The following is a 12,849-nucleotide window of genomic DNA, read 5'->3' as shown; positions in this document are numbered from 1 at the left end:
TTTCTCTTTGAATTTGGCGGTGAGAGAGGGGTTCGAACCCTCGATACACTTTCGCGTATACACACTTTCCAGGCGTGCTCCTTCAGCCACTCAGACACCTCACCGTTTTGTTGTCGAAAACGCTTTGCGCTGTCGACGGGCGCTAATGTAGGAGAATCTGATCTCAGCGTCAACCCTCTTATTTCATTCTCATGACTGTTTAGCCAAACTTGCAGCAATTTGCTGATTTACCGAACGATATTCCCACTCTTGGCCACCGGCGGGCAGGGCGGACTATGTTCAAAACGCGTGAAAGATGATTGTTTGACCTTTTTCTGTACGGGTAGCTCAATATATCGCCAATGAGATTAGTCTATTTGATGTTATATGCATTAATACTGGATTATTAGTCAAATGTGTCGCTAAATGGAATTATGTCGGCGCGGCGTTTTTGGCAAGGAACATCACGGCGCCGCGCAGATTGCCGGGAGACAGGCCGGCGATATCGCAGACAGGGACAGACTCATTACATAATAATGCAGTAGAGGTTCGTTTTGACTCCTTCAGATGCCATGCCGGCGCCGCAAGCGCGCCATGCCATTCCCCCCGGTGCGGGGGCGCTGTTCTTCATCCAGATCTTCGCCACACTGGGCTTCGCCGTGCTTTACTCCACGCTGGTGCTGTACGCCACCAAGCGATTGGGCTTCAACGAAAGCAGCGCCAACGCCATGATGGGGGTGTTCGGCGCCTTCAACTATGGTCTGCACATGTTCGGCGGCTACCTCGGCGGCCGTTTCCTCAGTAACCGCAATCTGTTCGTGCTGGGCATGGTGCTGCAGGTGATCGGCTGCGCGCTGATTGCCGTCGCGGGCGTGTGGGGGCTGTACTGGGGGCTGGCGATGTTCCTGACCGGCAGCGGCCTTAACGTGACCTGCATTAATATGATGCTCACCCAGCGTTTCAAACCGGACGATGACCGGCGCGAATCGGCATTCCTGTGGAACTACGCCGGCATGAACCTCGGGTTCTTCGTTGGCTTTACCGTCGCCGGGTATTTCCAACTGACGGAAAACTATCGCGCGCTGTTCCTGTTCGCCACGCTGGGCAATGCGGCGGCGATCATCGTCGCCGTCTGCCGTTGGCGGATTCTGGCGGATCTCAATACGCCGCTGCACGATGCCAGCCGCAGTCAATACCGTTGGCGCATGCTGGTCGGGCTGGCGGTGCTGGTGGCGCTGGTGCCGATTATCCGCGTGATGCTGACCCACGCCGAGTTCAGCGGCCATTTCGTGATCGTGCTCGGCGCGCTGATCTTCCTGATGCTGTGCGTGGTCACGCTGCGCCACCATCCGCGCGATGAGCGCCGCAGAATGGCGGCCTATCTGATCCTGGCGCTGGGGTCGCTGGTGTTCTGGGCGCTGTATCAGCTGGCGCCGATGGGGCTGATGCTGTTCTCCGAGCACAACATCAACCTGAACGTTTACGGCATTCAGGTGGCGCCGCAGTGGATCCAGAATATCAACACGCTGGTGATCGTGGTGGGCGGCCCGCTGCTGGCCTGGTGGTTCAACCGCCTGCGCGCCCGCGGTTGCAACATCGACATTCCGCTGCAGTTCTCCGGATCGCTGTTCTGCATCGGGCTTGGCATGCTGGTGCTGCCGCTGGGCATCAGCATGGCCGGCGGCGACGGGCTGGTGGCGTTTAAATGGATCGTCATCAGCTATGTGCTGCAAAGCGTCGGTGAATTGATGATCTCGCCGATCGGTTACGCGATGATCGGCAAGCTGGCGCCGCCGCGCTATCAGGGCGTGATGATGGGCTGCTGGATGATGGTGACCGGCGTCGCCTCGGTGCTGGCGGGCTACGTCTCCGGCCTGATGCCGGAAAACAGCGGCAGTACGCCGCTGCAAACCAATCCCGGCTACAGCGAAATCTTCAGCGCACTGGGCTGGGGGGCGACGGGCGTCGGCGTGGCGATGCTGATCCTCATTCCGCTGTTGCGGCGCCTTATCCGGCGCGACGGTCCGTCTGCCGCCTGATTTGGCGAGAATACACAGCAGCCCCACTGGTCGGGGCTGTTTTTATTTTGGGCTTTAACGCTTGCATCCGGCGGCGAATCGCGGAAGGCTGAAGGAAAACCAATAAAAACAAACCGGAGCCCGCAGTATGAACATCATCTATTACCACCCCTTGTTTAACGCCCAGGAATGGCTGACCGGCATCAAGCAACGCCTGCCGCAGGCCGAGATCCGCGAATGGCAGCGCGGCGACGAGCGGCCGGCGGATTACGCGCTGGTATGGCGCCCGCCGCACGAAATGTTAGCCAACCGCCGCGATCTGAAAGCGGTGTTCGCCCTCGGCGCCGGCGTCGACGCCATTCTCGATCAGGAGCGCAAACACCCCGGCACACTGCCCGCCGGCGTGCCGCTGCTGCGGCTGGAGGATACCGGTATGGCGCAGCAGATGCAGGAATATGCGCTGAGCTATGTGCTGCGCTATTTCCGCCGTTTCGACGAGTATCAGGCGTTGCAGCAGCGGCAGGAATGGCAACCGCTCGATCCGCACTCGCTGGATGATTTCACTATCGGCATCCTCGGCGCCGGCGTGCTGGGGCAGAGCGTGGCGCGCAAGCTGACCGAGTTTGGCTTCAGCGTACGCTGCTGGAGCCGCAGCGCCAAACAGATCGACGGCGTGCAAAGCTTCGCCGGAGAGGCGCAGCGCGGCGCCTTTCTCGACGGCGTCAAACTGCTGATCAACCTGCTGCCCAATACGCCGGAGACCGTCGGCATTCTCAACCGCGAGCTGTTCGCGCAACTGCGGCCGGGCGCTTACCTCATCAACATCGCGCGCGGCGCGCATCTGGTGGAGGCCGATCTGCTGGCGGCGCTGGAGCAGGGGCAACTGGCCGCCGCCACGCTGGACGTGTTCGCCCGCGAGCCGCTGCCGCAGGATCACCCGTTCTGGCGTCATCCGCGTGTCACCATTACCCCGCATATTGCTGCCATCACGTTGCCGCAGCAGGCGATGGATCAGATCGCCGCCAACATCCGCGCGCTGGAGGCGGGGCATGCCCCGGCCGGCGTGGTCGACAGGCAACGGGGTTACTGAGCCTTCAGCCGCCGTTCGGTAACTGATAAGCTGTTATCGTCATCGCGCCTGTCCGTACCTTTGCGGGCGGGCCCTCTGGAAGGAGAAACAATGTACCCCGTTGATTTGCATATGCACACCGTCGCCAGCACCCACGCTTACAGCACGCTGCACGATTACATCGCCGAAGCCCAGCAGAAGGGCATCAAGCTGTTCGCCATCACCGATCACGGCCCGGACATGGCCGATGCGCCGCACTACTGGCACTTCATGAACATGCACGTGTGGCCGCGCCGGGTGAACGGCGTGGGCATTTTGCGCGGTATCGAAGCCAACATCAAAAACCTGCAGGGCGATATCGACTGCACCGGCCCGATGCTGACGGCCACCGACGTGATCATCGCCGGTTTCCATGAGCCGGTGTTTGCGCCGCAGGATAAAGCGTCCAATACTGAAGCGATGATCGCCGCGATGGCGCAGGGAGACGTGCATATCATCAGCCACCCCGGCAACCCGCGTTACCCGATCGATATTCCCGCCGTCGCGGCGGCGGCGGCCAAATACGAGGTGGCGCTGGAGCTGAATAACTCGTCGTTCACCCACTCCCGCAAGGGCAGCGAGGCCAATTGCCGGGCGATCGCCGCCGCGGTGCGCGACGCCGGCGGCTGGCTGGCGCTGGGTTCGGATTCGCACGTCGCTTTTTCACTGGGTAATTTCGAGCACTGCGAGCGCATCATCGAAGAGGTGGGCTTCCCGCAGGAGCGCATTCTCAACGTCAGCCCGCGCCGGTTGCTGGATTTTCTCGAGCGGCGCGGCAAGCCGGCGATTGCGGAATTGGCCGATTTGTGACATCGTCCCGGCAAAATTTTCCGTATTGTATAAGGCATTATCATGAATGAGTTTTCCATTGTCTGCCGCGTGCTGGGTACGCTGTTCTACCGCCAGCCGCAGGATCCGCTGCTGGTGCCGCTGTTCGCGCTGATCAAAGAGGGCAAGCTTCAGCAGCACTGGCCGCTGGAGCAGGATGACCTGCTGAAGCGCCTGCAGCAGGGCTGCGACGTCAACCAGCTGGCGACCGACTTTAACGCGATGTTCGTCGGCAGCGAATGCAGCGTGTCGCCGTTCCGCTCCGACTACGTCGAAGGCGCCAGCGAAGCGGAAGTGCGCACCTTCCTGCAGCAGCGCGGCATGCCGCTGGCGGAGGCGCCGGCCGACCATTTCGGCCAGCTGCTGCTGGCCGCTTCCTGGCTGGAGGATCAGTCGCAGGAAGATGAAGCGCAGGCGCAGATCGCGCTGTTCGACGAGTTTCTGCTGCCGTGGTGCGGCCGCTTCCTCGGCAAAGTGGAAGCGCACGCCACCACCGGTTTCTACCGCACGCTGGCGCTGATGACCCGCGACGCCATCCAGGCGATGCGCGACGAGCTGGCGGAGTACGAGCAGGACGACGAAGCGGGCGACGAAGACGCGTAACGCCGCAGCCATCCAGGCGGGCCGCCCGGCCCGCCGATCCGCTAAACACAGGTTTGCATCCCCCAGACGTAAATTGACAAAAGATCCCCTAATCTGGCGGTTTACCGTCGGTTCGGCCGCGCCTGCGCGCCGCGCTTTTTCACGCAAGGGGTAGATGATGAAAAGTAACTGGATGCAGCAGATTCAAACGTTGATCGGGCAGAAGGCCGGCGCGATGGGCGGGGCGGAAGGCATCGGCAAGCTGCTGGCGCCCACGGCGCTGGGCGGTTTGGTCGGCGTGCTGTTGGCCAACAAATCCTCGCGCAAGCTGGTGGGCAAGTTCGGCAAGAATGCGCTGATTATCGGCGGCAGCGCGGCGGTGGGCGCGGTGCTGTGGAACAAGTATAAGCAGCGGGTGAAAGAGAGCCATCAGGACGAACCGCAGTTCGGTTTGCAAACCACGCCGGTGGATCTGCGCGCCAAGCGTTTGGTGCAGGCGTTGGTGTTCGCCGCCAAGAGCGACGGCCATATCGATGCCGACGAGCAGCGCGCCATCGATCACAGCCTGTCGCAGCTGCAGGTGGGGGAAGAGGCGCAGGCCTGGGTGCAGGAAGCGCTCGATCAGCCGCTCAACCCGGAATTGATCGCCCGCAGCGTGCAAAATGAAGACGAGGCGCTGGAGGTTTACTACCTGAGCTGTCTGGTGATCGACGTCGATCACTTTATGGAACGCGGCTACCTCGATGCGCTGGCGCAGGCGCTGAAGATCCCGGCGGACGTCAAGCAGGGCATCGAGAGCGACGTCAACGAGAAAAAGCGCGAGCTGGCGTAGCGCCGCTTGGCAAGCCGGGGGGAATCGTGTCACTCTTGCCGCAATCTATGTAAGCGGATGATTTAGCAATGATGACCCCACCGAAAGCGGAAAAACGCCCTTATCCCATCACCATTCACGGCGACACGCGCGTGGATGACTACTACTGGCTGCGCGACGACGAGCGCGCAGACCGCCAGGTGCTGGACTACCTGCAGGCGGAGAACGCCTACACCGATGCGATGCTGAAGCCGCAGCAGGCGCTGCGCGAAACCCTGTACGAAGAGATGGTGGCGCGCATTCCGCAGCAGGAACATTCGGTGCCTTACGTGCGCCACGGCTATCGCTATCAGACGCGCTACGAGCCGGGCAACGAATACGCGATTTATGTGCGCCAGCCGCAGGCCGAGAGCGAGCACTGGGAAGTGCTTATCGACGGCAACCAGCGCGCCGAGAACCACGAGTTTTACACCCTGGGCGGGCTGGACGTTAGCCCCGACAATCAGCGTCTGGGGGTGGCGGAGGATTTCCTGTCGCGCCGCCAGTATGACATTCGTTTCAAGAACCTGGCCGACGGCAGCTGGGCCGACGAAGTGCTGGAAAACACCTCCGGCAGCTTCGAGTGGGCCAACGACTCCTCGACGGTGTACTACGTGCGCAAGCACGCCAAGACGCTGTTGCCGTATCAGGTCTATCGCCACGTGGTGGGCAGCGATCCGCAACAGGATGAGCTGATTTACGAAGAGCTGGACGATACCTTTTACGTCGGGCTGGAGAAGACCACCTCCGAGCGTTTTATCCTGATCCACCTGAGCAGCACCACCACCTCGGAGATCCTGCTGCTGGACGCCGATCGTGCGGACGCCAAGCCGCAGCTGTTCGTGCCGCGCCGCAAGGATCACGAGTACGCCATCGATCACTATCACCAGCATTTCTATATTCGCTCCAATAAGGACGGCAAGAACTTCGGCCTGTACCAGAGCGAGCAGGCGGACGAAGCGCAGTGGCAGACGCTGATCGCCCCGCGCGCCGACGTGATGCTGGAGGGCTTCAGCCTGTTCCGTGATTGGCTGGTGGTGGAAGAGCGCAATGCCGGCCTGACGCTGCTGCGCCAGATCCACTGGCAGACGGGCGAAGAGAAACGCATCGCCTTCGACGATCCGACCTACACCACCTGGCTGGCGTATAACCCGGATCCGGAAACCGCGCTGCTGCGCTACGGCTATTCGTCGATGACCACCCCGACCACGCTGTACGAACTGAACATGGACAGCGGTGAGCGGACGATGCTCAAACAGCAGGAAGTGAAGAACTTCACGCCGGAAAACTACCGCAGCGAGCGGGTGTGGGTGAAGGCGCGCGACGGCGTCGAGGTGCCGGTCTCGCTGGTGTATCGCCAGGACAGCTTCCAGCGCGGCGCCAACCCGCTGATGGTGTACGGCTACGGCTCTTACGGCAGCAGCATGGATCCGGCGTTCAGCGCCAGCCGCCTGAGCCTGCTGGATCGCGGTGTCGTGTTCGCGCTGGCGCACATTCGCGGCGGCGGTGAGCTGGGGCAGCTGTGGTATGAAGACGGCAAACTGTTCAACAAGCAGAACACCTTCAACGACTTTATCGACGTGACCGAAACGCTGATCGCCCAGGGGTACGGCGACGGCAAGCGGGTGTTCGCCATGGGCGGCAGCGCCGGCGGTCTGCTGATGGGCGCGGTGATCAACCAGGCGCCGCAGCTGTTCCACGGCGTGGTGGCGCAGGTGCCGTTCGTCGATGTGGTGACCACCATGCTGGACGAGTCGATCCCGCTGACCACCGGCGAATACGACGAGTGGGGCAACCCGAACGAGCAGGCCTATTACGACTACATCAAACAGTACAGCCCGTACGATCAGGTGAAGGCGCAGGCATACCCGCATCTGCTGGTGACCACCGGCCTGCACGATTCGCAGGTGCAGTATTGGGAGCCGGCCAAGTGGGTGGCCAAGCTGCGCGAGCTGAAAACCGACGATCGGCAGCTGCTGCTGTATACCGACATGGATGCCGGCCACGGCGGCAAATCCGGCCGCTTCAAGGCCTATGAGGATATTGCGCTGGAGTACGCCTTCATTCTGGCGCTGGCGGAGTAACGGCGAACAGCGGGCGGCCTGCGCCGCCCGCTGTGCTAGCCAATCAGATAGTATTTCAGCGTGTGTTTCATGTCCGGGCTCAGATCGTCGATGGATTTCAGCATCCAGCGCAGATAGCCGGGATCTTCCTGGGCGATGCGATCGATTTCTTGCCCGCGATACTTGCCGAATTTGAACTTCTTCAGCAGCACCGGCTGTTCGGTGATCTGCACCATTTGCTCCGGCGTCCAGCCCGAATCCTTGATGATGCGCTGCAGCAGCGCGGCGGTGACGTAGCAGTCGTACAGCGCGCGGTGCGGGTACAGCGTGGCGTCTGCTGGCAGCTGCACGTCCAGGTTCAGCGCGTAGCGCAGATACTGGTTGCCGTACTTGATGTCCGGATACAGCGTGCGCGCCAGCTTGAGGGTGCAGATCCAGGCGCCGTTCATCTCCGGCAACACCCCGCGATCAAAGGCGGCGTTGTGCGCCACATAGTAGGGGCTGCCCTGATAGCGGCCGATCGCCACCGCGATGCGCGGTTTGCCTTCCACCATCTGTTCGGTGATGTGATGAATCGCCATCGCGTCGAGGCTGATGGGGCGATCCGGGCTGACCAGGTCGCTCATCGGATTGGTTAACTGGCCGTCGAGCAGATCGAGGGAGGCCACTTCCACCACGCCGCCGTCCAGCCCGCAGGTCTCAGTATCTATTACGCGTAACGTCATGCTTTCCTCCGCGTTGCCGTCAGGCTTCAGCTTAACCGGCACAGGCGACCGTGCCAACCGTCGGAAGTCTTGCCGGCGATGATCAGCCCAGGAGCGTCATCCGGCGCGGCAACCAAAAGCGCTCCCGTTTCATCCCAGATGGCGCTGCGGCCTGCCGGGATCCAGCCGCCGGTCGGCGCCGCATGGTTGGCCATCAGCGTGACCATGCCATAACGCCGGGCATAGCCTGCCAGCGCGGCGCTGTCTTTCGCGTAACCGGCTTCAGATACCAGCACGCCGGCAGCATAAATCTGCGCGCCCGCCTGTGCGGCGGCGCTTGCGTGGCCGGGCTCCGAAGTATCGGCGCAGATAGCCAGCGCGATGCGTTGCCGATGTATTTCCAGCAGCGTGCCGCCATTACCGGGCAAGAACCGTTGCTGTTCCGCGCCGTGCAGATGCTGCTTGGTATAGGGCGTCAATGCGCCATTGGGGTGAAAGATCAAGGCGGCGATATGCAGCGCCTGGCCGCTGCGTAAGGGCGCGCCGACGATGATCGTCATCTGATGCGATTGCGCCGCCGCAGCGAGCGGTTGCAGACGCGGATCGCCCAGCGTCAGCGCCAGTTCGGCTGCATCGGCCAGTTCATAGCCGCTTAGCGACAGTTCGGGAAACACCAGCAGCTGCACCTGCTGTTGGGCTGCCTGCGCGACAAATTCAAGGTGACGTTCAAGGTTGCAGGCGATATCGGCCGCAGCGGCGGGGTATTGGGCGGCGGCGAGGGTGAAGCAGGACATCGGCCATCTCTCCTGTGAGGCAATAAAAAACCCGCCTTGGCGGGTTTAATGACGGATGGAAGGACGCTTACTCACCAGACGGATGCGCTTTTTTGGCGCGTTTCTCCGCACGTTTCTCTGCTGGGGTTTTCAACGGCTTCTTCTTCGCATTTTTTTTGCTATCCATTCCCTTACTCATGATGGCCTCTCGTTACCTATGATTGGGTGGCTTGCTCAGCCATTAACCGCCTAAAGCCGGCAGGATGCAAGCGACAAAGTGCAAATTGCACTTAACCGGCTGTTTGCACGTGAAATTTTGTTTTTGGATGACCGGGTGTTAAAAATAAATATTATGTTATAATATTACACTTTCAATATTCGGAGAACGCAATGACTGTGATGGCATTACCGGATGCGCAGCAACTGCTGGCCATGCCGGATTCTGATTATATGAACTCGGTTCAACGGGCGTTTTTCCGTCAGCTGCTGCAGGATGAGCGGCAAAAGCTGCTGCTGCACATCGATGAGCTGAAAAAAGAGATCGACGGCGGCGAAGCGACGGGCGATGAGGCCGACAAGGCGGCGCGCGAAGAGGATCTGCGCCTGCTGTTCCGCCAGCTGGATCGCGAAAGCCGCCTGCTGCCGAAAATCGATGCGGCGCTGGCGCGATTGCAGAACGGCGAGTACGGCTACTGCCGTGAAACCGGCGAACCTATCGGGCTGGCGCGTCTGCTGCTGCGCCCGACGGCGGAGCTGAGCATCGAGGCGAAAACCGCACAGGAGATGCGTGAGCCGCATATGCGTAAAGGCGGGTAAGGTCTCAGCCGCCGAGCGTATCCACCAACAGATCGAGAAAGCGCCTGACGCGTGGTTCCAGCAGGCGCTTATTCGGATAGAGCGCCACAATCCTGACTTCTTCACCCGCCACGGCGCGCAACACCTGCCGCAGACGGCCGGCGGCCAGGTCCTCCGCAATCATAAACTCCGGCAGATACGCGATGCCCAACCCGGACAGAGCGGCGTCGCGTAACGCTTCCCCACTGTCCAGCCGCAGGCGGCCGCGCACCGGGGCCTTGACCCATTCGCCGCGCTCGTCGCGCAGCCGCCAGGGCTGTTTTTGGTTGCGACTGCTGAACAGCAGAGCCTCATGCCCGGCGAGCGACTCGACGGTTTGCGGTTCGCCACGGGCGGCGAGGTAGGCGGGGGAGGCGCACAGCAGGGCGCGATACCTGGCGAGGGTTCTGGACACCAGCCGGGTATCCGGCACCGTGACGCCGATCCGCACCGCCAAATCAAATCCTTCTTCCACGATATCCGCCAGGCGATCGGAAAAACTGATCTCCACCTGCACCTCTGGCCAGGCGACGAGAAATTTCGGCACCAGCGGCAACAGGATCCGTCTGCCGAAGGCGGCGGGAGCGGTCAACCGCAGCACCCCGCGTGCGGTGCCTTTGTCGCCGGCCACGCTGGCCTCGGCGTCATCGACCGAAGCGAGGATCTGCAGACCGCGCCGATAAAACTCTCGCCCCTCGTCGGTCAGGCCAAGCGAACGCGTGGTGCGATGCAACAGCCGCACGCTCAGCCGCTGCTCCAGACGCGCGATGGCTTTGCCCGCCGCCGAGCGCGATAGCCCCATCGTCTGTCCGCCGGCGACAAAACTGCCGGCGTCGACGACGGCCATGAAAACCTGAATGTCATTGAGATTCGCCCGCAGCATGCCGCCCCCCGAGAGCCGGTGATAAGATAATTAATTTAACATATTCAATTAATTAACTGCATAATGAATGTCGTTTCAGTGACGACGTCCATTCGTCAATCAAACGATTATAGTCGTCATGGAAACGATAAACGGTTGGAGAAGCAGCATGAAAAACGGCATCACGCACTACCATCACGGGGTCATTTGGGAAGAGGAGAATGGCGTGTCCCAAGGCATTCGCGTCAAAGACACCCTCTATATTTCGGGGCAGTTTTCCCATGATATGCAGGGTGAGTTTATCGGCGCGGGCGATATCGAACGGCAAACCCAGCAGACGTTGGACAACCTGGATCGGGTATTGGCGGGATTCGGCGCCGAACGTTCGAACCTGGCGTATGTGGAGATCTATCTGACTGACGTACAGGCGCATTTTGAACCCTGCGTTGCGTTGTTCAAGCGCTATGTCGGCGCTCACCGGCCTGCCGGTTCGCTGATCGGCGTCACTGGGCTGGCTTCGCCCGAGCAGTTGGTGGAGATCAGCGCGATTGCGCACCTGAACTGATCGGGCCTGTGGGCGTTTTGCAAGCAGGTCGTTGTGATTTTGAGCAAACGCGCGCCGAGTTCCCGGCGCGCGTTCGAGTTTTCGGGTTTTACCGTTGACCTGCCGGGCGGCTTCCGCTTTGATGAAAGCATGACTCACAGAGAGACGGAAAGCGCCATGGAACAATTACGAGGTTTGTACCCGCCGTTAGCGGCATACGACAGCGGTTGGCTGGACACTGGGGATGGCCACCGGATCTACTGGGAGCTGAGCGGTAACCCGAACGGTAAGCCGGCGGTTTTCATTCACGGCGGGCCGGGCGGCGGCATCTCCCCGCATCATCGTCAGCTGTTCGATCCCGAACGCTACAAGGTGCTGCTGTTCGATCAGCGCGGCTGTGGCCGCTCCCGTCCGCATGCCAGCCTGGACAACAACACCACCTGGCATTTGGTGGCCGATATCGAGCGGCTGCGGGAAATGGCCGGCGTCGAACAGTGGCTGGTGTTCGGCGGTTCCTGGGGATCGACGCTGGCGCTCGCCTATGCGCAGACCCACCCGGAGCGCGTCAGTGAAATGGTGCTGCGCGGCATCTTCACCCTGCGCAAGCAGGAACTGCATTGGTATTACCAGGACGGCGCTTCGCGCTTCTTCCCGGAAAAATGGGAGCGCGTGCTGTCCATCCTCTCGGATGACGAGCGTAAAGATGTGATCGCCGCCTACCGGCAGCGGCTGACCTCGGCCGATCCGCAGGTGCAGCTTGAAGCGGCCAAGCTGTGGAGCGTGTGGGAAGGGGAGACGGTCACGCTGCTGCCGAGCCGCGAATCCGCTTCGTTCGGCGAGGATGATTTCGCGCTGGCGTTCGCCCGCATTGAAAACCACTACTTCACCCATCTGGGGTTCCTGGAAAGCGACGACCAACTGCTGCGCAACGTGCCGCTGATCCGCCATATTCCGGCGGTGATCGTCCACGGCCGTTATGACATGGCCTGCCAGGTGCAGAATGCCTGGGACCTGGCCAAGGCCTGGCCGGAGGCGGAGCTGCATATCGTGGAAGGGGCGGGGCATTCGTATGATGAGCCGGGCATTTTGCACCAGCTGATGATCGCCACCGACCGCTTTGCCGGCAAGTGACGCAAAAAACCCGCCGTAACGGCGGGTTTTTCTATTTAGCCTTCGGCTCGTACGGCAGGCGCGAAAACTTGTGGGATTCCGCGCGGTAGTGCGCCACGCGCTCGCGAAAATAGTCGCGCAGCGCTTCCGGTTGCTCGCGCTCCACCACTTCCGGGATCACCGGCATGTTGTAGCGCTCTTTGTACGCCACGCCTGAGGCGGCGAGATCCACATTCACCCTGTCCATTTCCTCTTTGGACAGCTCGGCCAGATTGTAACCCACGCTATGCTCCTTACTTACTTTGCCGCATTGAATCTGCGCAGAAGGTAATCCACCCGGCGGCGCTTGGCAAGCCCATTACGCCGTTGCCGGGAGCGATATTTATCCGAGAGTAATGCAATCTATTTATTCTTTTAAATAAGAATGATTCGCTTTTTGATTAAAATAAAAGATGAAAATAATTATCATGTGAATTCTCAATGTGGGTTGAATATTTTAATTTGTTGATATTTATGATTTTTATAATTAATGTTTGCTTGGTGTGAATAATGTGTTTTTATTTTTACGGCAGCAAGGCATAATGCGCGGAAATT

At 60.6% G+C, this 12,849-nt stretch carries 13 protein-coding genes and 1 tRNA gene; 9 read left to right on the top strand and 5 right to left on the bottom strand.

From position 1 onward, the window contains the following. Positions 1-14: 14 nt before the first annotated feature. Positions 15-104, bottom strand: a tRNA-Ser gene (locus JL05_RS18945). A 447-nt stretch (positions 105-551) separates the two neighbouring features. Between JL05_RS18945 and JL05_RS18940 the strand changes: the two genes are divergently transcribed. The 6 genes from JL05_RS18940 to JL05_RS18915 all read left to right on the top strand — a co-directional run bounded on the left by JL05_RS18940 (position 552) and on the right by JL05_RS18915 (position 7,449). Further along, a complete protein-coding gene (locus JL05_RS18940) occupies positions 552-2,018 on the top strand; it encodes a peptide MFS transporter (protein WP_049202801.1) in 1,467 nt (488 codons plus the stop codon). A 127-nt stretch (positions 2,019-2,145) separates the two neighbouring features. Beyond that, on the top strand, positions 2,146-3,087 hold the full coding sequence (gene ghrA, locus JL05_RS18935) for a glyoxylate/hydroxypyruvate reductase GhrA (RefSeq protein ID WP_021505290.1): 942 nt from the start codon (positions 2,146-2,148) through the stop codon (positions 3,085-3,087). A gap of 90 nt (positions 3,088-3,177) precedes the next feature. Continuing rightward, positions 3,178-3,915, top strand: a complete 738-nt coding sequence (locus JL05_RS18930; protein WP_004928821.1) for a phosphatase — start codon at positions 3,178-3,180, stop codon at positions 3,913-3,915. A gap of 42 nt (positions 3,916-3,957) precedes the next feature. Then, the gene (locus JL05_RS18925) at positions 3,958-4,536 is read left to right on the top strand and encodes a TorD/DmsD family molecular chaperone (protein WP_015377474.1); all 579 of its coding nucleotides are present in this window, start codon (positions 3,958-3,960) and stop codon (positions 4,534-4,536) included. A 157-nt stretch (positions 4,537-4,693) separates the two neighbouring features. Continuing rightward, positions 4,694-5,347: a tellurite resistance TerB family protein gene (locus JL05_RS18920; RefSeq protein WP_033633339.1), complete on the top strand. Its 654-nt coding sequence runs from the start codon at positions 4,694-4,696 to the stop codon at positions 5,345-5,347. A gap of 68 nt (positions 5,348-5,415) precedes the next feature. Next, positions 5,416-7,449 carry a S9 family peptidase gene (locus JL05_RS18915; protein WP_033633338.1) on the top strand — a complete coding sequence of 678 codons (2,034 nt, stop codon included), beginning with the start codon at positions 5,416-5,418 and terminating at the stop codon, positions 7,447-7,449. 35 nt (positions 7,450-7,484) lie between these two features. Here JL05_RS18915 and exoX read toward each other — a convergent pair whose 3' ends face one another. Both exoX and JL05_RS18905 read right to left on the bottom strand, forming a co-directional pair. Continuing rightward, positions 7,485-8,153, bottom strand: coding sequence for an exodeoxyribonuclease X (gene exoX / locus JL05_RS18910; RefSeq protein WP_004928833.1), 669 nt, complete (start codon positions 8,151-8,153; stop codon positions 7,485-7,487). Between the two features lie 26 nt (positions 8,154-8,179). Beyond that, positions 8,180-8,926, bottom strand: coding sequence for a carbon-nitrogen hydrolase family protein (locus tag JL05_RS18905; RefSeq protein ID WP_033633337.1), 747 nt, complete (start codon positions 8,924-8,926; stop codon positions 8,180-8,182). Positions 8,927-9,295: 369 nt separating this feature from the next. Here JL05_RS18905 and dksA point away from each other — a divergent pair, with 369 nt between their 5' ends. Beyond that, positions 9,296-9,721, top strand: coding sequence for an RNA polymerase-binding protein DksA (dksA, locus tag JL05_RS18900; RefSeq protein WP_004928840.1), 426 nt, complete (start codon positions 9,296-9,298; stop codon positions 9,719-9,721). Positions 9,722-9,725: 4 nt separating this feature from the next. Here the strand turns inward: dksA and JL05_RS18895 are convergent, their stop codons facing one another. Beyond that, complete coding sequence (locus JL05_RS18895; RefSeq protein ID WP_033633336.1) at positions 9,726-10,622, bottom strand: LysR family transcriptional regulator; 897 nt, start codon at positions 10,620-10,622, stop codon at positions 9,726-9,728. Between the two features lie 148 nt (positions 10,623-10,770). On the opposite strand from JL05_RS18895, the gene JL05_RS18890 reads away from it, so the two are divergent. Continuing rightward, a complete protein-coding gene (locus JL05_RS18890) occupies positions 10,771-11,166 on the top strand; it encodes a RidA family protein (RefSeq protein ID WP_033633335.1) in 396 nt (131 codons plus the stop codon). 156 nt (positions 11,167-11,322) lie between these two features. Beyond that, complete coding sequence (pip, locus tag JL05_RS18885; RefSeq protein ID WP_004928848.1) at positions 11,323-12,276, top strand: prolyl aminopeptidase; 954 nt, start codon at positions 11,323-11,325, stop codon at positions 12,274-12,276. A 31-nt stretch (positions 12,277-12,307) separates the two neighbouring features. On the opposite strand, the gene JL05_RS18880 is transcribed toward pip, so the two are convergent. Continuing rightward, positions 12,308-12,538, bottom strand: a complete 231-nt coding sequence (locus JL05_RS18880; RefSeq protein WP_016928156.1) for a DNA polymerase III subunit theta — start codon at positions 12,536-12,538, stop codon at positions 12,308-12,310. Positions 12,539-12,849 lie beyond the last annotated feature (311 nt).

It is taken from the genome of Serratia nematodiphila DZ0503SBS1 (assembly GCF_000738675.1).
Taxonomy (GTDB): domain Bacteria; phylum Pseudomonadota; class Gammaproteobacteria; order Enterobacterales; family Enterobacteriaceae; genus Serratia; species Serratia nematodiphila.
This window is presented reverse-complemented; position numbering and strand designations above follow the sequence as displayed.

Coding starts and splice junctions, on each gene's coding strand:
- JL05_RS18940 (WP_049202801.1), top strand. CDS start 552: ATGCCGGCGCCGCAAGCGCGCCATGCCATTCCCCCCGGTGCGGGGGCG.
- ghrA (WP_021505290.1), top strand. CDS start 2,146: ATGAACATCATCTATTACCACCCCTTGTTTAACGCCCAGGAATGGCTG.
- JL05_RS18930 (WP_004928821.1), top strand. CDS start 3,178: ATGTACCCCGTTGATTTGCATATGCACACCGTCGCCAGCACCCACGCT.
- JL05_RS18925 (WP_015377474.1), top strand. CDS start 3,958: ATGAATGAGTTTTCCATTGTCTGCCGCGTGCTGGGTACGCTGTTCTAC.
- JL05_RS18920 (WP_033633339.1), top strand. CDS start 4,694: ATGAAAAGTAACTGGATGCAGCAGATTCAAACGTTGATCGGGCAGAAG.
- JL05_RS18915 (WP_033633338.1), top strand. CDS start 5,416: ATGATGACCCCACCGAAAGCGGAAAAACGCCCTTATCCCATCACCATT.
- exoX (WP_004928833.1), bottom strand. CDS start 8,153: ATGACGTTACGCGTAATAGATACTGAGACCTGCGGGCTGGACGGCGGC.
- JL05_RS18905 (WP_033633337.1), bottom strand. CDS start 8,926: ATGTCCTGCTTCACCCTCGCCGCCGCCCAATACCCCGCCGCTGCGGCC.
- dksA (WP_004928840.1), top strand. CDS start 9,296: ATGACTGTGATGGCATTACCGGATGCGCAGCAACTGCTGGCCATGCCG.
- JL05_RS18895 (WP_033633336.1), bottom strand. CDS start 10,622: ATGCTGCGGGCGAATCTCAATGACATTCAGGTTTTCATGGCCGTCGTC.
- JL05_RS18890 (WP_033633335.1), top strand. CDS start 10,771: ATGAAAAACGGCATCACGCACTACCATCACGGGGTCATTTGGGAAGAG.
- pip (WP_004928848.1), top strand. CDS start 11,323: ATGGAACAATTACGAGGTTTGTACCCGCCGTTAGCGGCATACGACAGC.